Here is a 20,013-nt window from a genome sequence, read left to right as displayed (position 1 = left end):
TCGCTTGTCGGGGGGGGGGGGCAGGACGGAGCGCCTCGGCCCTATTCGGCGGGGTACTGGTTGGTTTTGAGGTACTGGGCGAGGTGGACGGCGTTGCGGGCAAGGCCTGCGTTGGTGGAAGCCACCGGCGCCGGGACTTCCTCGAGGTCTTTGAAATCGATGGTTTGCATGGCCTCCCCCACCCAGTAGGTGCCGCCCTGGGCTGGAAGGGTGAACCCGACGTCGTTGAGTCCCTGCATCATGTCGGCGATGGTTTTGTGGGCGCCGTCCTCGTTGCCCACCACAGCGACGGCTGCTACTTTCCCGTACATGATGGGTCGGCCCTGGTCGTCGGTTTCGGACAGTTCGGCGTCAAGGCGTTCCATGACCTGCTGGGCGACGCTGCAAGGGTGTCCCATCCAGATCGGGGTGGACAGGATGAGGATGTCCGCGGCGAGGATCTTCTCGCGAATGATCGGCCACTGGTCCCCGCCGCCCATGTCGGTTTGCACCCCACGCTTGACGTCGTAATCAACGACCCGCACCAAGGACGTCGTGACGTCCTGGCTGGTGAGCTCGTCGAGGATGTGCTGGGCCATCAGGTCACTACTGGACGGATCCGGGGACGGGGTGAGGGTGCAGACAAGGGCTAAAGCGGAAAGATCGGCCATTGGATGTTTGCCTTTCGGAAGCGGTCAGGTGAACCAGGTGGTGGGGCCTGGGAGTGGGACTTGGGGGTGGGCGCCATCATCACCTGGGACCATCACACCACCAGAGGGCACCGAAGGCACATATTCCTGACAAATCCGTCTCCATTCCGCCTCCGATCCGCACGTTGACCGGGCCACAACACCCCTCTCTACTAATAGGAGGGGTTCATGATTTCAAGCAGTCGGCATCATGAATGTCGACAAGGGGTGCACGGCAGAAATAGCCGCCGGGCACCCCTTCCCTCTCTCCTTGCCCATACCTTTCACTGTCCACAACGCAGGCAGCCCGCCCACAACCCACCGGGCGTCCGCCTGCACACCACAGACGACCGATTCGTGTCGAGCGCTTACCTGTGGCGCGGCCTGATAGAGCAGAAACTCGAGGTCGCTCACCCGTAACGGAGGACGCCTGACTGGTAACGGTGGTGACGGTCGCAGGGTGAGGATCCAGCAGTGGTACCGGGGCGTTCGACAACGATGAAGCCTGCGTGTGCAGGTCCGGCGTGGTCGGCGTTCCATGAATTGGACGCTCACATCAACAGGTTTCGGTCCTGAACCCGATGATGCGGTTCGCGGGCAGTGAACGGTCAACTGGTGGGGAACCGGTTGGGCAGTAGATGAGTCCCGAGGGTGGCCCTGCCGAAAAGAGGATCTGATCATGTCCCTGTCCGAAGCTGAACGTCAGGTGTGGAACGAGCTCGAGCGGACCCTGGCAGATGATCTTCCGCAAACGAAGGTCGTTGAAACAAACGAGGACTATTGGGCGCCGATCATTTCGTCGTTGGCCCTGCGCGTCCTGTGGCTGAGCGCGGCTCTCGTAGCAGGTGTCATCGCGCTGATAGGCGGTGTGTTCGCGTACCAGCTTCCCCTGGCACTCACGGGGTTGATCATCGCCTGCATCGCCGCCCATTGCCTCCATCAAGGCCGGCAGCAACCTCAACCACTGGACGAGTACGACGACTGATGCCCCCAGCACGTCTTGTTCCTCGCCGACACCATCTCATTCACCTGCCCTCTACCGGTTCTTCACATAGCAGGCCGCACCCCAGGCCCAACTTTGAATCTGTGGAAGGCACACTATGAGCCGTACCCAGCAAATGATGAACAGTCACCCGCGAACCAGTGGCTCGCCTGCAAATAATCACGCCGTGGCTGCGGCCATCACCGCACTGATCAGTTGCGCTCAGGCATGCGTCAGTTGCACTGATGCGTGCCTGGGCGAAGACGAAGCGTCGCACTTCAGAACCTGCATCCGCAGGAACCAGGACTGTGCGGACCTGTGTCGGGTCACCGCAGATGCCCTCCTGCGTCAGACAGAACCCAACGATCAGCTCATCCAACAACTTCTTATGACCTGTCGGATCGCCTGCAATGCTTGCGCCACCGAATGCACCCAACATGACCACCACGCCCATTGCAGGATCTGCGCTGAAACCTGCAGGGAAGCAGAACGACCGCTCACCGACCTCCTCGACGCAAAATCCCGTCCAGAGAAGCAGGAAAACTGATCGACGACCTGGCCAGGGTGTGGATCTCAGGCAAGGGTTTCGGTGCGGTCAATGTCCGTGATGTAGGACCTGTGGTGGGTTCAACGGGGTGTGCAGTGTTTAGTTGAAGCACCGCGATGCTCCTACGTTCGTGCGTACCAACCCATGCGTAGGCGGCATTTTCACGATATGGCGCATGACCGCAAACGCGCACCGACGAGCTCTACAAAACTGCTTCGTACCCGGGTTGGGCTCACGTCACAACGAGGGTTCCTTTCCTCTTCCGTGGTTGTTGGTTTATGGCAGGGCTCTTAGCGTAGGAAGTGCTGGATGAGCAGCACCTACCCGCGGCCCTGCGCCGCAAAAGGAGTACGCATCATGAAAGCCCTTGTCTGGCATGGCGAAGGCGACATCCGCCTCGACACCGTTGACGATCCGAGCATCCTCGACCCGAACGACGCAATCGTGCGCATCACGCGCAGCGCGATCTGCGGCACCGACCTCCACTTCATCCGCGGCACCATGTCCGGCATGAAGGAAGGCACGATCCTCGGACACGAAGCCGTCGGGGAAGTCACCGCCGTCGGCGCAGCGGTCCGCCGCTTCGCCCCCGGCGACCGCGTCGTCGTCTCGTCAACCATGTCCTGCGGCGTGTGCTGGCAGTGCCGCGCCGGACACACCGCCCAATGCGACATCGCCAACCCGAACGGCCCCCAGGCCGGCACCTGCTTCTTCGGCGGCCCGCAGACCACCGGCCCCGTGAACGGACTGCAGGCCGAATACGCCCGCATCCCCTACGCCTCCAACACGCTCACCGCGCTGCCGGACAATGTCAGCGACGAACAAGCCATCCTGCTCTCGGACATCTTCCCCACCGCCTGGTTCGGGGCGCAGCTCGCCGGAATCCGGCGCGGTGACACCGTGGCCGTGTACGGGGCGGGTGTCGTCGGGCAGTTCGCCGTCGCCTCCGCTTTCCGCCAAGGAGCGTCCCGTGTCTTCGCGGTCGACGGCGTCGAAACCCGCCTCGTGCAAGCCCTGGACCAGAACGCGGACGTCATCAACTTCAACCGCGAGGACCCCGTGCAAGCCCTCATGGACGCCACCCAAGGCATCGGCGTGGACGCCGTCATCGACGCCGTCGGCGTCGACGCGCAGCGCCCATCATCCGGACCCGCCGCAGCCGACAGCGAGCAGCAAGCCGAAATGTTCGCTCAGGAGGTCGCCGAAGTCGCCCCGAAAACCAACGTGCAGGGCGAGAACTGGGTACCGGGGAACGCCCCCTCCCAGGTCTCCCAATGGAGCGTGCAAACAGTCAGGAAGTACGGGCGGATCGGCATCATCGGCGTCTACAGCCCACAGATGATGAGCTACCCCATCGGACAGGCCATGAACAAGAACCTCACCATCCGGATGGGCAACTGCGACCACCGCTCCGTCACCCCACCCCTGCTGGACCTCGTCGCCTCCGGCGTCTTCGACCCCACGAAATTCATCACACAGCACGAACCCATCACCGACGTCGTCGACGCCTACCTCACCTTCGACCGGCGTGAGGAAGGCTGGCTGAAAACAGTACTGACAACGTCGTAATCGCCCCTTGCACCGTTTTCACGGCAGAGCGTCTCGATCTAAGACACCCGGCCGTATGAGACAGTCTCCGGTCTCCGGTTGCCGTACTGAAGGGAGCGTAAGGGGTGCAGAGCGCACAGCAAACAAACCCGACTGAGGAACTGGAAGGCATTGTTGGTTTCGCTGCCCGCTCCATCGAAGCTTTAGGCGAGTGGGGTGTTGGCTTATTCACCCTCCTGGAAACAGTCTTTCCGCCGATCCCCAGCGAAGTCATCCTGCCTCTGGCCGGGTTCCTGACCCGCCAGGGCAGCATGAGCATCGTCTTGGTCTTCATCACCAGCACCCTCGGCGCGTACCTCGGCGCCCTCCTGCTCTACAGCATCGGGGCAAAGCTCGGGCTTGAACGCTCCATTCGCTGGCTGTCGAAACTACCGTTGGTCGACCGGCACGACTTTGAGCGGGCCGCCGGCTGGTTTGAGCGGCACGGGAAATCGGCGATCTTCTTCGGTCGGCTCCTGCCAGGGGTGCGCAGCCTGATCTCCCTGCCCGCTGGTGCCGAACACATGAACCTGCTGACCTTCAGCATCTTCACGGTTGCCGGCAGCGCTGTGTGGAATGCACTTCTCATCGGGCTCGGGGCCCTTCTGGGTAGCCAGTACCAGCTCATCGACCAGTACTCCCAGTACCTGAACTACGCCGTCTACGCAGCCATCCTGCTCACCATCGCCTCGCTCATCAAACGACGAATCAAACGACGTCACAACGGGGTTTAGCATTTGCCTCCGGTTTGCGTGGGTTATTGCTGCGCGTTGGGCTCAACCTTGTTGGAAGGCTGCCTCGAGGTCCTGGGCAACTTGCTCTGCGGTCTTTTGGTCAGTGAGCATGGCCTGGATGCCGTTGATCATTGCGTTGTTGAAGACGTCGGTTGCCAGGACATCGATGTTGTAGCCGAACTCACCGGTTCCGTCAGCGATCTTGGCGGAATCTGTGACGACCTGGGCAAACAGTGGTGAGGTGTCGACGCCTTCGGTGTCGACCGGGAACGGCGGAATGGTGCTCTGGTTTTCGATGGTCCACCGCCCGTGTTCGGGTGTCATCAAATAATCGAGGAACGCGATAGCAGCTTCGGGATTGGCGGTAGACGCTGAGACGAGCGGCCCTGAGCCGAGACCGCCGCTGAAGATACCTGTGCTGTCCTCTGCGGGAAACGGGACGTAACCGACCTCGAAGTCGACGCCGTTCTCGATTTCGGGTGCCAGCCAGCTGCCGGTGGGGAGAATTGCTGCCTCCCCTGAGTAGAAGAGCGCGTTGGCGTCGTCGTAGGAGAGCGACGTGGGGAACTCCGTCATGTGTCCGGTGGTTCTGAACTCATTCCAGGTTTCGAGCGCCGCGACGACGTCGGGTGAGGACCACGGTGTTTCACCTGCGAGCAAGCTGTCCATGCCATCTGGTCCGATGCGGCTGGACAGGGCCATGCTCAGGAGGTGACCTCCCTGCCATCCTTCTTTGTCGCTGATAGCGAACGGGGTCATTCCCGCCTGATCGATCTGGCTTGCTGCTGCTTCGAGATCACTGAGGTTCTCGGGTTGGGCGATGCCCAGCTCGTCGAAGATCGTCTTGTTGTAGAAGAGTCCGATGGTTTCGATATCTCCCGGGATGCCGATCACTTTCCCGTCAGAGGTGACCCGTTCCTTTGCGAAGTCATAGACCGGCCAGTCGTTCTCTTCGTACGCGTCGGTGAGGTCGTAGAGCAACCCGGCCTCGGCTAGTGCACCGGCGTAGCCGGGACCGGAGCCCCAGCTGAAAACGTCAGGGCCTTCACCGGATCGCAGCTGGGTTTGCAGGACCGTCCTCATACTGTCCAACGGCATGACTTCGAGTTCGACGTCGATGTCGGGGTTCTGCTCTTCAAACGTGGCGAGGTCCGCATTGATCAAGTCGATGCTTTCCGCATCTTCGGGTTGCTCGATGAGGTAGCGGATCTGCGCACCAGCGCCGTCGTCGCCCTCCGAGGAGGTGGGGGCGATCCCTGTGCAGCCGGTCATCATGAGCGCCAGCACCGCGGCGGACGCGGGAAGGGTCGTTTTCAGGTTCTTCATGGTCAACATCCTTGTTTGATATGGAGTAGCTAACTGGTGACGTCGTGGTTCGCGGGTCAGCAACCTATCCCTTCACAGCACCTGAGATGAAGCCCTCGGCGACCTGCCGCTGCATCAGGATGAAAATGATGATCACCGGGACGACAGTGATCAGGGTGCCCGCGGCCAGCGGACCAATGTCGATGGAGCGCCCACCGGTGAATTGGTAGAGACCCGTGGTCAGCGGACGGTACTCCCCACCCGGCAGGTACAGCAGGGGCACAAGGAAGTTGTTCCAGTTCTGAATGAACGTGAAGACGGCCAGCGCTCCGGCACCGGAGCGCACCAGCGGCAACATGATCTTGACGAAGATCTGCCATTCCGAGCACCCGTCGACACGGGCGGCTTGCTCCAACTCGGTAGGGAGGTCAGAGAAGAACGCCCGCATGAAGAAGGTACCGAACGACACTCCTGTAGAGGTGAGCACCAGGATTACTCCCGGCAGTGTGTCGAGTAGGCCGATACCCCGGAGCTGAAAGAACAGCGGGATCATATAGGCGAAGAACGGCACGAGCAGCCCCAGCACCACCAGGTAGAACGCAATACTCCGACCCCTGAAGGGAAGCCGGGCGAAGGTGTATCCAGCCATCGTGGACAGCACCACAACAAGGACAGTACTGGGAACGGTCAGCAAAATACTGTTCAGCAGGTAGTCGCTGAACTTCCCCACCGTCCAGGCACTGACGATGTTCTCGAAAGACAACGACGAGAACAGTCCGAATGGGTTCGTCTGGGCGTCCACTTGAGTCTTGAGCGCTGTCGAGAAGATCAGGACAATCGGGAAGAGAGAGATCACCGACAGCACGATCAGAAGCAGATGCTTCCCTGACAGGGCGGTCCTGCGGCGCGGTGACATCCGGTTCTGGGCACGGGGTAATCGGTTTCCAGCCCTCCCCAGGGTTCCGGTGGTTCCAGTGGTGTCGATGGGCTGATTCCCTGTTGCGGTGCTGTTCGTCATGCGCCCGTTCCTTGCAGTGAGAGCCGCCGCTGCAGCCTGTTCAGGGCCACGGCGAAGGGAATCGAAAGAGCAGTGATCAGGAGCGCGAGCGTGGTGCCATAGCTGATCTGGCTGAGCTCGAAGGCACTGGTATAGGCGTAGGTACCCATCACATTGGTGGCGTTCGCCGGCCCGCCGCCGGTCATGACGAAAATGATGTCGAACACCTGGAATCCGCCGACCAGCGTGACCGTGGTGACCATGAGGAAGACCGGCATGATCTGCGGCAGGATGATGTAGCGAAGCTGCTGGCCGGCGTTGACCCCGTCGAGTCTGGAAGCATCCACCAGTTCGAGGTCCACATTGCGCAGCGCCGACAGGAAAATGATGAGCACGAACCCGCTCGTAGCCCAGATAGCTGTCACCAGGACGGCGTAAAAAGCCGTGTTCGGGTTCCCGAGCCATCCCGTGGCCAGACCGCCAAGACCCAGTGACTGGAGGATCTTGTTCACCCAGCCGTCAACCGGGTTGTAGATCCACCCCCACACGATCCCGATGGCTACCTGCGGAAGGACATAGGGAAGGAAAAAGGCGAGCCGGTAGAGAATGCTGGCGCCCCTGACCTTCCACAACAGCAATGCCTGAAGGAGGCCGATGACCAGCGGCGCTGCAGTGCCAAGGACGATCCAGATGAGGTTGTTGCCAAGCGCGTGCCACATCTCCGCGTCGGCGAACATCCTGGTGTAGTTACCCAAGCCCACGAAAGGCGGGGCGGGATTGAGCCCGTTGAAGTCGACGAATGAGTAGTAGATCGCATTGCCTAGGGGAAAGAGGAAAAAGACCGCCACCACCAGCATCAAGGGCGCGATGAGGGCTATCCCCAAACGAGCCTGCGCCCGCCTCGTTACCTTCGGTGTTGTTGACTCCAGCACAGCACCCATATCACGGTCCCCTTAGCACGTCGAAAACCCATCTCACGGACAACTTCATGGCCATAGCTGACTTCCTTGTCATGCTTTCCGAGGTTCGACGGGTCCGCCTGCCTAGCAGCGGAACCTGACCCCACTCTAGTTGCCCGCTTCCACAGGCAACGTGGAGTGCGGCCCTACCCTCACCAGGTGCTGCCAACGAGTCGTCCTGCCGCCACTACTTGACGAGCACAATGTCCGTTCCCTTCGCCAGCCCACTGAACAGTGCAGCGGGTACGTTCACAGCTGGGAATATGGGACGGAGTCGGTGCGAGCGTGAGGGCGGTCCGAAAGATAGCCGCGTTCAGCCGACGTGCCAGTGACGGCGAATGAGCTCCTCACGAGCCTCCTCGTCCTGTGCAGGGCCTCCATCCACTGTGGCGTCCTCGGTGTCACGTAGGCCCACGAGCACAGCATCGATGAGCGCTCCGGGGAAAACTCCGTCGGCCTCGAACAGCCCGCGCTCGGCCTCGAGCGCGTCTGCCGACTCTTCACGCGAGGCGGGCAGCTGCTCGAAGTCATCATGATTAGTGGTACTCAGCCGCTCAGCCAATTCCAGGCTATCGGGATCACTCAACCCGCGCTTCGCCGCGACGGCCATACCGGCCAGGAGCAAGTGCACATCGGCCGAACCGTCGCCGAGGCGGAACTCGACGGTCTGGGGATGTATAGCGGGTTCGGGAACGGGCTCGGTGCTACCAGGATTGGCGTGAGCGAACATGCCGGACAACACGCCCCCGCCCCAGGCCAATGGAACCCGGACCAGACCTGTGCGGTCCTTCATACCCCAGCAAATTCCCTCCGGTGACTCGTCCCCACCCGTGAACCGCAGGTAGGACGTGGGCGCCGTGTTACCGAACGCCGTCAACGCCATAGCCGCTGAGAGGTAGCCAGCGATCAGCCGACGCCCGACGTCGTTGATCCCTTCCTCGCCGACGATGGTGCTGGCACCGTCTTGCACCAGCCGACTGTGGATGTGCAGGCCGTTGCCTGCGCCCTTGCTACTCACTAACGGGGCGAAGGTCGCCTCGAGCCCGTGGGAATAGGCGACTTCACGCACCACCCACTTCGCCAGAACAAGGTTGTCGGCTGCCTGCTCCAACGGCACGGGTTGGAGTTCGATCTCGTGCTGGACCAACTGCCGGTCGTTCTCAAGGATGTTGCCGACCTCGCCATGAGCGTACTTAAGCTGCACCCCCATGGTGCTGAGGTGACCCAGCACCTGCTCCCTGACCCGCTCACCCTTAGAGAAGGGTCCCGATTCCTGATAGCCGCGCTCCTCCTCGACAGGGTAGATGCGCTCGGGTTGGTCGACGAGGTAGTACTCGAGCTCACCGAACGCTTCGAGCGTCATACCGGTCTCTTGCGTGAGGGCTTCGGCGGCGCGGCGCACAATCTGCTCGCGGGCGTAGGGCAAGGGTTTGCCCGCTTCGTCGTAGAAGGAGCACAACACGTCGAGCGAGGACCGCTCACCGAAGGGGTTGAGGAAAGCGGTTCGGTGACGCGGAACGATGTAGACGTCGCTGTTGGCGGTGTCGGTGCCGGGAAAGACACTCGAGCCGTCCACACGCTCGCCCCGCGTCAGCACCTCAACCAGATGTTCACGCGAATTGATGCAGAAGGCCACAGTTTTTAGACGGCCGTCGCCGCCAACATAGCGCAGGTTCACCTGACGCAGCCCCAACTGTTCGATCGCGTGCACAAGATCGGCACCGGTGAAATCAGCCGAGGGCTTGCCAAGCAGACGGACAAGCGGGTGAGGTTCCAACGCGTCGATAGTCATACTCCGTTCTACCAGCGCCGCAACGCCGAGGCCCTGACGTGGGCCACTAGAGACTGCTGAGGCGGTTTAGAACTGGCAACACCCAACTGGAAACTAAACCTTCAGCAGTCCCGACCTCAGTTCTCCCTCAGATGCAAGCGTCGCCTGGTGATTCGATGCATTAGTGCACGAGGTCAAGCCGCAGTCGACGAGTAGCGATGCCTTGACCTTCCGGTGAGGCGCCGCGTTAACTCATCAGTAGGCTTAGTGCCTGGTCAAGCAGCGGCTGGTGGTGAGCCTGGCCGCCGCGGCGCACTGCCCCTCTGGGTTAGGGGTGGTGTGTCGCCCCTCTGAGTTAGGAGTGGTACGTCGCGCAGGTCAGTCAGCACGCCAGAGAACACATCAGCACAGGTTAAATGACCCCACCAACGAGGGACCGCCCTAATCCGCTAGTGATCTGGGCTGATCCTCAAACCCATCTTCAGTAAGGAAGTTCTCCTATGAAGGCAGTCGTTTTCAAAGCACCGTATGAACTGTCCGTCGAGACCGTCGATGACCCGACCATCCAGGGCCCCCTGGACGCGATCATCCGCATCACGACCGCGAATATCTGCGGGTCCGACCTGCACCCCTACGAGGGGCGCAGCGAACTCGACCCCGGCATGGTCCTCGGGCACGAGAACATGGGCGTCGTGGAAGCCGTCGGCGCCGGTGTCGATCGGATCAGCGTCGGCGACCGCGTGTCCGTCCCCTTCAACCTTGCCTGCGGTACCTGCCGGAACTGCAACAATGGGTACACCTCGGCCTGCTTGCGGGCGAACCCGTCCGGTCAGCCCGGCGCCGGGTACGGGTACCCGATGATGGGCCCGTACTGGGGCGGCCAGGCCGAGCTGCTCCGTGTGCCCTGGGCCGACTTCAACCTCCTCAAACTGCCGGAGGGCACGGAGAACGAGAACGACTTCACGATGCTCTCGGACATCTTCCCCACCGGATACCACGCCACCGAAATGGCGATGGTCACCCCGGGGAAGTCCGTGGCCGTGTTCGGAGCCGGACCAGTCGGACTCATGGCCGCCCACAGCGCGTTCCTTCGCGGAGCATCCCAGGTGTTCGTCGTCGACAAGGAACCGGACCGGCTCGCCCTGGCCGAGCAGATCGGCGCGACCGCCATCAACTTCGCCAACACCGACCCTGCAGAGGCGATCATGGACGGCACCGACGGATTCGGCGCGGACTGCGGCGTCGAAGCCGTCGGCTTTCAGGCCCACGACCACCACGGCGAGGAACACCCCGAGATGGTTCTGGATAACCTCGTCAAGGTCGTCCGTGCCACCGGGCACATCGGTGTCGTCGGTGTCTACGTCCCCGAGGACCCGAAAGCCGCGAACGAGGACGCCCAGCAAGGCCGGATCGGGTTCAACTACGGGGAAGCATTCACCAAGGGCATCAGCATCGCCGGCGGCCAGTGCCCGGTGAAGAAGTACAACCGGGAACTACGCGACCTGATCATCCGCGGACGCGCGACACCGTCGTGGATCGTGTCCCACGAACTGTCCCTCGACGACGCCGTCGACGCCTACTCCAGGTTCGACAAGCGCGAAGACGGATGGACCAAAGTCCTTCTCCACCCCTGACTCATCCACCACATCCACATTCACCTGCTCGTACACTGGCACCTGCTCCTGCGCCGAGTGAGAGGAAAGGACGACCATGAACAGCATTCCCCCGAACGGTGGTGACGCCTCTGACTCTCACTCGGTTACCGGCGGGGACGGATCGGCGGACTGGGCATTCTCCGACGAGGAGGCAGCCCGGGACGCAGGTCTGATCCCTCCGGATCCTTCCACCCATGCGGCAGCCGCCGGGTCCGACACGGACGAGATCGTGACCGGTTCCTCGGACGAGCCTGCCGATGATCCTGATGCCCCCTCCGGAGGCGGGTACGACGCCCCGGATGACCCTGAAGGGCAGGACGCGAGCCAGGACGCCAGGTCTACGGACAAAGACGGAGAGGAGCAGGTTGGGGCCGATCGTCGGGACGAGGATCCGGAAGCGGTTGTTGTGGAGTCCGGGGATCAAGCGGTGGACATGAACCAGTACCCGGCTCAGCCCGATACCGGCCGCGCCTCCGACGGCGCCGACAGGACCGGGTACCAGAACGACGCCGACCCACCACGGGCCTAGTGCGTTAGAACCGTAAGTCGTCACACGGTCCCTCATCAGCGCCGCAAAGCGCTGGTGGGGGATCTCTGCGTGGGGGCTCTGTTGATCTACAGGTTCCGGTGTGGTGTGACGGACGGTACCTGAAGGAGGTCCGAGAGGGCCCGCTCGGCCGTCGTACAGACGTCAGCGCAGATCATGCAGTGCGGGTGGTCGTGTTTGCCGCATTCGATCGCGCAGGCGTTGCATGCTGTGCGGCAGGCGAGCAGGACCTGCTTGAGGAGCGTTTCGTCCTGGTCTGTGCGGCGGGTGAGCATGTTTGCGGTGACTCGGCACAGGTCTGCGCAGTCCTGGTTGCGTCGGATGCACGCGATGAGGTGTGAAGGGTCGTCTTCGGCGAGGCAGGCGTCGGCGCAGCTGGTGCAGGTCTGTGCGCATTCAGTCAGGGCGGTGATCGCGGCGAGAACGGAGTGATCCTGCGCCGGAGTGCCGTCCGTTCGGGGATGGGTGGTCATCATCTGCTGGATACGGCTCACAGGGTCGTCCTTTCCAGGACATCGAGGATGTTTCGGGGCGTCACCGGCCGTTGTCCGGCCGCTGGCACTGGGTGGTCTGTCTTCGCCGAGGTAGGCGCGCTTAGGGCTCAGGTTTCAGGGCGGTCGGGAGGGGCTCCATGAGTCGAAGAGCGGTAGAGGCGGTCCGCTGCGACACAGAGGAAGACCAGGCCGGTGAGCGCCATCGCAAGCAGCTGCGCCAGGGCCCCGACGATCAGAAGCGACGCCCCTCCGATCAGAAGAGTGATGAGGATCAGAATTCGCCTGACCCGTTGCGGCAGGAAAGCCGCCAAGGAGTGCTCAGCCGTCGTGTTTCTCATGTCGGTCTGGGTGTAGGGAAGGTCATCGGCGAGGACCCGCTCGAGTTCCTCCCATGCCTGACGTTCGTGCTTGGACAAAGACACAAGGTTTCCTCCCTGATGGTGTCGGTACCGGAACCCACTTCACCGGACCCGCCAGGCAGATGCATCAACTGATTCGATGACCCAGAGTGTTGACTACGTCCGAACCCGTCAGGCCTGGCGTGGGCCCGGGGACGTCGCCTCCGTATAAGGAGGGGCGTAGTGGGTTCGGTGGCATCCACACGCAGAAGCGCCGCACATCCCGTTGGGGATGGGCTGCTTTGACGAAGGTTCTGCAGGGCGAGGGGATGAGCGTCATTGAAGTGAACAGGCCCGATGGCCAGCACCGTCGGCTCAAGGGCAAGATAGATTCACTGGGTGCGTATCGTGCAGCCCAGTCCGTCGTCTCAGGTAGGAGTACCGCGGTCCCGGAAGCCAAGGACGGGCCTGCCCCAGTGCCTGCGGGTCCTGTGCGCAGTACGAGTATCCACCAAAATCCGTACCCCGATTCCTCCGGAGGCCCTACCGTACTCCGGGGACTTGTCCGGCGATTCAAACCCTAGATTTGGGACCTGCCGCTATCGAAAACTGAGCCAGGCCATTCATGCAACAAAAAGTAGGCGTTACGTCAATAACCTTGGCCGGAACAGGCGTCTTATGATCGGCGATGAAACGGATCGACCATGGGTGAAGAAGGAGCGTAAGCGATGTCCGGTGTTGTCGTGGTGGGCCAGGTGGCACGGGACCTTGTGCTCACGATTCATGGGATGCCCGACGAGGGCGGCTCGGTAGCTGTTCACCATCGTCGGGAACTCCTTGGTGGCAAGGGTGCGAATCAGGCAGTGGCGTGCCGTCAGCTCGGCGCTGACGTGCAGTTGGTCGGGGTGGTCGGCGATGACCGGGCCGGGCAGGATGTGGTGAACCAGGCGGCAGAGGACGGAATCGGTGTCACGTGCGTAGTGCGCCGCCCCGGTGTGGCGACCGCGCTCCTTGTCGACATTGTCGAGCCTAACGGTGTCCGGCGGCTCCTTGAGGACGTGGCTGCCGGGGTGCTGCTCACTGCCGAAGATGTCCGGGCGAGCCGGGAGCTGCTGCAATCGGCCGATGCTGTGCTGGTCCAGCTCCAGCAGCCTGGGCCGGCAGTATCGGAGGCACTTGAGGGAGGCGCCGCGGGTGGCGCCCTGATGGTGGCCGATGGCGCTCCGGCCGACGAGGACGTCCGCCGGCTGGTTCTATGCCACGCCGCAGTCGTGCGCGCGGACGAGAAGGAAGTCGAAGCTTTGGCCGGATGGAAGCCCCGGAATGTGACGGAAACCGTTGATGCTGCGCGGTCGCTGCTGAGTGAGGGTCCGCGCGTCGTCGCGCTGGCCGCACCAGGAGAAGGGAACGTGGTGGCCTGGCCCTTAGGACATGTGGTACTGCCCCATCTTGATGAGGCACCGTTGGACCCGACCGGCGCAGGCGACGCCTTTGTTGCCGCGCTCACTATCGGTCTGCTGCGGGGTGAGAGCCCCGAGTCGGCGGCATGGTGGGCCGCGGCGGCTGCGGCGCAGGTGGTGGGCACAGCAGGTGGACGGCCTGATCTCAACGCCCACCAACTGGGTGTCGACGCGCGGCACGCACAGGGGGCGAACCGGGCAAACAACTGAGGTGCCCCCACCGCCGTTCGGTTAGCGTTGTGCCCGTGTCGAACTCTTCATGTGATGCCCATCCCTGGCGGGTCGACGAATCAAGTTTCAGTTGGGATGGGCCTGGGATTGCGGAGTCGGTTTTCGCACTGGCCAATGGATACGTCGGGGTCAGGGGCACCCTGGACGAAGCGCAGCCGAGTCTGTCCCCGGGCACATTCATGGCCGGCGTATATGAGTGCCACCCGCTGTCCTACCCCGAGGAGAGCTATGGGTATCCCGAGCACGGCCAGGCGATCATCGGTGTGGCCGACGGCACCGCTATCCGCCTGCAGGTGAACGGTGTGCCGCTCGACATCCGCGAGACACCACCCGAATATCACGAGCGCACACTGGATCTACGTTCCGGTACGCTGCGCCGCGAAACTCAGTGGGTCACCCCGGCAGGGCAGCGGATGCGACTGGTTTCCACCCGTCTGGTGTCGCTGACCCAGCGTTCGGTCACGGCGATCCGTTACGAGATTGAAGCGGTTGATTACGCAGTCCATGCAGTCATACGTTCAGACTTGGTCGTTAACGGAACAGCTTTGCGGGTGGACAACGCCGATCCGCGGGTAGCTCACGCACTGGAACAGCCGTTCCGGTCATGGTTTGGCCGGTGCCATGAGACCGGCGGCCTGCTGGTGCACTCAACGCGCGGAAGCCTCATCGGGGTAGCAGCCGCAGTTGACCACGACGTTCACATTCCCGAAGGCGGCCATATCTCCACACACGGGGATGATGACCAGGTAATCACCACAGTGGTCGCCGACCTCCGGCCCGGGGAAAAGGTCGGCTTCACTAAGTATCTGTGCCACGTGCGGTCGTCGGACGATGATCCTGCCGACCTGGAAGCGCAGGTGCTCGCTGCACTGGACGGGGCCCGGGAACGCGGATGGGAAGGACTTACCGCCGACCAGCAGTCATTTCTCGACCGGTTTTGGGACGGTGCGGACGTGGAAGTGGGAGGGGATGCCGAGTTGCAGCTGGCAATTCGCTTCAACCTGTTCCAAGTCCTCCAGGCTTCAGCGTGCCTCAGCCGGGCACCGATCGGTGCCAAAGCCCTCACCGGCTCTGGCTACAGCGGTCACACCTTTTGGGATATCGAGGGATTCGTCGCGCCGACGCTGACGCTGCTGTACCCGGAGGGCGCGGCGCATCTGCTGCGATGGAGGGCCTCAACCTTGGAAACCGCCCGGGAGCGTGCTGAGGTCCTTGGAGTGAAAGGGGCTTCCTTTGCCTGGCGCACCATCAACGGGCATGAGGCCTCCGCCTATTGGCCGGCGAGTAGCGCGGCCGTGCACCTCAACGCCACGATCGCTCTGGCGTTCAATTTTTACGCCCTTGCCACGGGAACAACCCTCACCGCAATTAACGGCTTTGATGTCCTGATTGAAACTGCCCGGATGTGGGCGAGTACGGTTCATCAGGACGACGACGGTCTGTTCCACCTTTTCGGCGTGACCGGACCCGATGAGTACACCGGTGTCGTGGATGACAATGTGTTCACCAATCTGATGGCTCAGCGCAACCTGAAGGCCGCGGCCGCGGCGTGTGAGGCCTATCCCCAGCATGCCGAGCGGTTCGATGTTTCTCCTTTGGAGATCGGTACGTGGCGTGGAATGGCCGATTCCGTATATGTTCCCTACGATGCCTCGCTCGGTATCCATCCCGCCAACGAAAGGTTCACCACCTACCGGGAATGGGACTTCGCCACCGATCCCGGCGCCTATCCGGTGCAGGAGCACGCGCATTATGTGAAGATCTACCGTCGTCAGGTCATTAAGCAGGCCGATCTTGTCTTGGCTTTGTGGTGGTGCTTCGACGCATTCACGGCAACACAGACTGCCCGGAATTTCAGCTATTACGAGCAGCGAACCGTCCGTGATTCTTCCCTATCGGCTACCGCGCAGTCCGTGGTGGCCGCGCGGGTAGGTCATCTCGACCTTGCCCTGTCCTACCTGCGCGAGACTGCGTTCATCGACCTGCGCGATGTAGAGGGCAACAGCCACCAGGGGGTACACCTCGCCGCGTGTTCCGGGTCATGGCTGGCGCTGGTCAGCGGACTCGGCGGGTTACGAGCGGACGATGAGCAACTACATCTTGCCCCGCGCCTGCCGGACAAGCTCCACAGGATCGCCTTCCGTCTCCGATGGCGCGGCCAGCGCATCGGCGTCGACACGACCCGCTCCGGCACCACCGTACGACTACTCGATGAGGGCGGCCAAAAGGTTCCAATCTGGATCGACGGCACACTTCGCGTATTGACGGCGACACACCCTGTGACGTCGCCGCTGATCGTTCCACACCCGACGACAGAACCGCCGCGGCAGCCTCCCGGGCGCGAACCGCGAGACTAAATTCGGGCACCATCCTCTTTGATGCCGCACACACAGAAAGGAGGAGTCTGACGGCGATCTGTGAAACCTGCGGCAACGACTACGACAAAACGTTTACCCTCACCCGAGATACAGAAACCCGGACCTTCAACAGCTTCGAGTGCGCAGTCCGTGATCTGGCTCAGTGTGCAGGCACTGCGGCTGTTAGATCCTTGGCAAAGTGTAAAAGTCGGCCACAGCATCTACTGCTGCGCTCACTGCTCTCGACAAGAATCTGCCCCGGGGGCCGAGGACCATCCTGTTCATCGTGACCTGCACCGGTATCGCTCGCAGTGTCACCTGCGGGTACCCCGATCAGGGTGCCTCACCCCGGTGCAGGCGGTTGCTAACGTCAGCGCGGAGTGTCGGCGTCGTTCTGATACCCCGTCCGGTCTGGATCATCCGACGCTCGTGCCGCCTCAGGCTGGGACGGGTAATCACCACCCTGTACAGGATGGTCAACATCCGGCCGAGTAACGGGTCCTATGGGCTCACTCTTCGTTCGGTCAGCACCCACCGCGTCAGCGGCATCCTCATCAGCCGCGTCCCCATCGATGGTGGTCGTGATCGCGGAGACGAACTCCTCCGGCGGGGTCACGTCCGAGTCCATACCAGGACCCTGATCAGAGGTTGGGTCAGGTGGAATGATTCCCGCGTCACGCGCTGCTGTCTCCTCGGAGAACGGCCGACCTTGGTTGTCTTGTTTGGACGCCATATCCGTGCCTTCCTCCTGCATCTAGTTGGAGCTGCTCATCATTCCTTTGGCTCCTGCCTCCGCGCAACCATTTGCTCCTTGTGGTGTGCTGTTGCGGCTCTCCCCACTACCGCGCACAAGGTCTTGTCCTGGATCATCCGGCTGTCGGGCGCAGCGATGCCCTAGCACGCTCGCCACGAGGTGTAACAGGAAAAAGAGGGGAATCGATGGGTTACTTCTCGGGCTGGTCGAGACAATCATGGACGCAGGCTTACGTTCGCGATCGAGGAACCTCGACGCGATGTCGGCCCGATCCATCACACCTGTCAGGTGTCGTCAGAAGCTACAAGATCATGTGGAGGATGAAATGCCAGTTCGTGCCAGAGACATCATGACCGGTGGCGTGGAGTGCGTCGGTGAACGGGAAACCCTGGAGCAGGCAGCCCGGAAAATGAAGGACCTGAACGTGGGGTCGCTGCCCATTTGTGGGGAGGACCAGCGGCTTAAAGGGATGATCACCGATCGTGACATCGTCGTCAAATGCCTTGCCGATGGTGGTGATCCGAAGACCGTGACAGCCGGCGATCTCGGGCAGGGCAAACCCGTGACCATCGGAGCCGATGACGAGATCGACGTGGCCATCATGACCATGCAGGAACACCAGGTACGCCGGCTCCCTGTCATCGACGGACACGACCTCGTCGGCATCCTGACTCAGGCCGACATCGCCCGGAACTTCCCGGACGAGCGGGTCGGGGAACTCGTCGAATTCATCTCCTACTAACAACCCTGTCCGCTAAACGCCTGTATCCCTGAAAAGCAGGGAAATCTCCAAAAAGGCATGCGCAGAAGAGAGAAATGTGATGGCCGTCTGTGATACCTGCGGTAACGACTACGACAAGACGTTCACGATCAGCCGAGGTACGGAGACTCGGACCTTCGACAGCTTTGAGTGTGCGGTCCAGGCTTTGGCACCAGTATGCAGGCACTGTGGGTGCCGGATCCTCGGACACGGTGTAGAAGTGGGCCATAGCATCTACTGCTGCGCTCACTGCTCTCGACAAGAAGCTGCCCCGGGGGCCGAAGACAGAGTGTAAGCAGTAATCGCTTCTATATTGACGCTACCGAAACGCACCACCAACCCGTCCTGGGTCATCTTGTAGAACTGAGACTAGTTGAGGCGCTCTCCGAACAGCCCTGTCGACTTCATCACTCGTAAGTCCGTTGAACAACTGAGACGAAAAAGGGGTAAGCGGTGACAGACTCGCAGAGGCCGCCGGCGGTGCCCTACCGTCTGATCCCTGCGCGGGTCTCAGGTGAATGTGGACAGTTCCTCATCGACCTGGCGGCGCAGATGATGCGTTTACCGGCAAGCGGTACCTTCAAGGACCTCGCGGGCGGCATCATTCAGACAGGGCAGGATCCGCCTACTCGAGGGCAGCAACTCCAGGTGGACCCTGTGCGTGCGCTCAGCGATCTGGGTCTGCTGCGTATCCACGGGACGCAGTACAGCCTCACCGTCGAAGGAATGCGCGCAGCAGCAGCCCTCATGCCGTCATGGCCACAAGACGCTGAAACCTCAAACACCACACCATCAAAAGGATTTGATGAGCTCTCCTGACAGTTCCCGCGCCAACCACCCCTTACCCGCTCTGAAACCTGTACCGGTGGATCCATCGGTCGTTCTCGATCGCGTCGCTGCCCAACCACACACGGTCAACATTGCCGGCACCTTCCCTTCACCAGCCACCTCATCCGGATCGCCATCACCAGCCGATCCATCGGCTTCAAACATCCAGCAGTGGGATCCCGCGGAGCCCGGGTATCTCATGGCCTACCACCCCACCGACGGGTACTGGTGGCTGACGGTCGACCTGCCAGCAGGACAGTACGACTACAAAGTCACCATCGACGAGTCCTGGGAGGAGAACTACGGGGTGCGAGGAATGCGCAACGGCCCAAATCTCAGCCTCGAGCTACGCATCGCCCAGAAGGTCACCTTCTGCTTCGACTACGACACCAAGATCATCGAAACCACGGAACTCGACAACCCCACCACACCCCCACTGGCCCCCATCGACCAATAACGACCAGCACGCCCACCCACTGAGCATCATGGTCGAATTCGGGTTTGACTTGATCCGCACCGGGACTCGAGAAGGCATGGCTGTCAGGAAAGCCAAGAGCCTACTTCGTGGCAAGCAACCTAAGATTTCGAAGCACCTACCAGGCCTTACTGACGGCGGCGAGTACACGAGGTTAACGACACAGCCGTACTCCTATTCGCAACCGTTTCGAGCACGTCTCAAAAAGCTAAAGCTGGTCAAGACACTTCGAGCGGTCCTGCATCGAACGACCACTCCCCAGTGAATTCGCCGTTCTCGTAGTCTCGGAAACTTGTCTCGACGCGTTTCGTGTCAAAAGTCCTCATATTTGAGGTTTATGAGTCAGAATGTCCGAATGAGAAATCTGGGGTACACCTGTGAATCGCAGAGGTGAGTGGCGTTGTCTCCGCAGCGTTCGATGGCCGACCAACGTTCGTATCAAGCTCTCTCAGCGTGCGTGTTTGAGACTGTTTCACAGTGTGCTCACGGCGGGTTGGAGGGCCCGGAAGCGGGCCACTCGCACAGCCGGATTTACGGCATCAGCGTGCCCGGGTGGTCAAGATA

18 protein-coding genes are annotated in these 20,013 nt (G+C 61.7%); 11 read left to right on the top strand and 7 right to left on the bottom strand.

Annotated elements, in window-relative coordinates:
- Nucleotides 1-41 precede the first annotated feature (41 nt).
- The gene (locus V6S67_RS18295; RefSeq protein ID WP_334211761.1) at nt 42-650 is read right to left on the bottom strand and encodes a flavodoxin family protein; all 609 of its coding nucleotides are present in this window, start codon (nt 648-650) and stop codon (nt 42-44) included.
- A gap of 697 nt (nt 651-1,347) precedes the next feature.
- Here V6S67_RS18295 and V6S67_RS18290 point away from each other — a divergent pair.
- From V6S67_RS18290 to V6S67_RS18275, 4 genes are all read left to right on the top strand, one after another.
- Complete coding sequence (locus V6S67_RS18290) at nt 1,348-1,653, top strand: DUF3040 domain-containing protein (protein WP_334211760.1); 306 nt, start codon at nt 1,348-1,350, stop codon at nt 1,651-1,653.
- 184 nt (nt 1,654-1,837) lie between these two features.
- Nucleotides 1,838-2,197, top strand: a complete 360-nt coding sequence (locus V6S67_RS18285) for a four-helix bundle copper-binding protein (protein WP_334211759.1) — start codon at nt 1,838-1,840, stop codon at nt 2,195-2,197.
- A 357-nt stretch (nt 2,198-2,554) separates the two neighbouring features.
- A complete protein-coding gene (locus tag V6S67_RS18280; RefSeq protein ID WP_334211758.1) occupies nt 2,555-3,766 on the top strand; it encodes an alcohol dehydrogenase catalytic domain-containing protein in 1,212 nt (403 codons plus the stop codon).
- Nucleotides 3,767-3,870: 104 nt separating this feature from the next.
- Nucleotides 3,871-4,518, top strand: a complete 648-nt coding sequence (locus tag V6S67_RS18275; protein ID WP_334211757.1) for a DedA family protein — start codon at nt 3,871-3,873, stop codon at nt 4,516-4,518.
- Between the two features lie 42 nt (nt 4,519-4,560).
- On the opposite strand, the gene V6S67_RS18270 is transcribed toward V6S67_RS18275, so the two are convergent.
- The 4 genes from V6S67_RS18270 to V6S67_RS18255 all read right to left on the bottom strand — a co-directional run bounded on the left by V6S67_RS18270 (nt 4,561) and on the right by V6S67_RS18255 (nt 9,571).
- Complete coding sequence (locus V6S67_RS18270; protein ID WP_334211756.1) at nt 4,561-5,844, bottom strand: ABC transporter substrate-binding protein; 1,284 nt, start codon at nt 5,842-5,844, stop codon at nt 4,561-4,563.
- A 64-nt stretch (nt 5,845-5,908) separates the two neighbouring features.
- A complete protein-coding gene (locus tag V6S67_RS18265; protein WP_334211755.1) occupies nt 5,909-6,841 on the bottom strand; it encodes a carbohydrate ABC transporter permease in 933 nt (310 codons plus the stop codon).
- Nucleotides 6,838-7,761 carry a carbohydrate ABC transporter permease gene (locus V6S67_RS18260; RefSeq protein WP_334211754.1) on the bottom strand — a complete coding sequence of 308 codons (924 nt, stop codon included), beginning with the start codon at nt 7,759-7,761 and terminating at the stop codon, nt 6,838-6,840. The genes V6S67_RS18265 and V6S67_RS18260 overlap by 4 nt, the downstream gene beginning before the upstream one ends.
- Before the next feature lie 331 nt (nt 7,762-8,092).
- Entirely contained in the window at nt 8,093-9,571 is a 1,479-nt protein-coding gene (locus V6S67_RS18255; protein WP_334211753.1) for a glutamine synthetase family protein, read from the bottom strand.
- Nucleotides 9,572-10,050: 479 nt separating this feature from the next.
- Between V6S67_RS18255 and V6S67_RS18250 the strand changes: the two genes are divergently transcribed.
- Both V6S67_RS18250 and V6S67_RS18245 read left to right on the top strand, forming a co-directional pair.
- Nucleotides 10,051-11,184, top strand: coding sequence for a glutathione-independent formaldehyde dehydrogenase (locus V6S67_RS18250; RefSeq protein WP_334211752.1), 1,134 nt, complete (start codon nt 10,051-10,053; stop codon nt 11,182-11,184).
- Nucleotides 11,185-11,260: 76 nt separating this feature from the next.
- Nucleotides 11,261-11,734 carry a hypothetical protein gene (locus V6S67_RS18245; protein ID WP_334211751.1) on the top strand — a complete coding sequence of 158 codons (474 nt, stop codon included), beginning with the start codon at nt 11,261-11,263 and terminating at the stop codon, nt 11,732-11,734.
- A gap of 86 nt (nt 11,735-11,820) precedes the next feature.
- On the opposite strand, the gene V6S67_RS18240 is transcribed toward V6S67_RS18245, so the two are convergent.
- Together V6S67_RS18240 and V6S67_RS18235 are read right to left on the bottom strand one after the other, a co-directional pair.
- Nucleotides 11,821-12,246, bottom strand: a complete 426-nt coding sequence (locus V6S67_RS18240; RefSeq protein WP_334211750.1) for a four-helix bundle copper-binding protein — start codon at nt 12,244-12,246, stop codon at nt 11,821-11,823.
- 107 nt (nt 12,247-12,353) lie between these two features.
- The gene (locus V6S67_RS18235; RefSeq protein WP_334211749.1) at nt 12,354-12,662 is read right to left on the bottom strand and encodes a DUF3040 domain-containing protein; all 309 of its coding nucleotides are present in this window, start codon (nt 12,660-12,662) and stop codon (nt 12,354-12,356) included.
- Nucleotides 12,663-13,312: 650 nt separating this feature from the next.
- Between V6S67_RS18235 and V6S67_RS18230 the strand changes: the two genes are divergently transcribed.
- The 5 genes from V6S67_RS18230 to V6S67_RS20015 all read left to right on the top strand — a co-directional run bounded on the left by V6S67_RS18230 (nt 13,313) and on the right by V6S67_RS20015 (nt 19,431).
- Nucleotides 13,313-14,254 (top strand): PfkB family carbohydrate kinase, encoded by a 942-nt coding sequence (locus V6S67_RS18230; protein ID WP_334211748.1) that lies wholly within the window; start codon nt 13,313-13,315, stop codon nt 14,252-14,254.
- A 35-nt stretch (nt 14,255-14,289) separates the two neighbouring features.
- Complete coding sequence (locus V6S67_RS18225) at nt 14,290-16,632, top strand: glycoside hydrolase family 65 protein (RefSeq protein ID WP_334211747.1); 2,343 nt, start codon at nt 14,290-14,292, stop codon at nt 16,630-16,632.
- 1,079 nt (nt 16,633-17,711) lie between these two features.
- Nucleotides 17,712-18,128, top strand: coding sequence for a CBS domain-containing protein (locus V6S67_RS18220; protein ID WP_334211746.1), 417 nt, complete (start codon nt 17,712-17,714; stop codon nt 18,126-18,128).
- 471 nt (nt 18,129-18,599) lie between these two features.
- Nucleotides 18,600-18,965 (top strand): hypothetical protein, encoded by a 366-nt coding sequence (locus V6S67_RS18215; RefSeq protein WP_334211745.1) that lies wholly within the window; start codon nt 18,600-18,602, stop codon nt 18,963-18,965.
- Entirely contained in the window at nt 18,952-19,431 is a 480-nt protein-coding gene (locus V6S67_RS20015) for a pullulanase X25 domain-containing protein (protein WP_442884900.1), read from the top strand. The genes V6S67_RS18215 and V6S67_RS20015 overlap by 14 nt, the downstream gene beginning before the upstream one ends.
- Nucleotides 19,432-20,013: the final 582 nt, after the last annotated feature.

The organism is Arthrobacter sp. Soc17.1.1.1 (assembly GCF_036867195.1).
Taxonomy (GTDB): domain Bacteria; phylum Actinomycetota; class Actinomycetes; order Actinomycetales; family Micrococcaceae; genus Arthrobacter_D.
The sequence above is the reverse complement of the archived record's forward strand: the minus strand, read 5'-3'. Positions and strand labels throughout refer to the sequence as shown.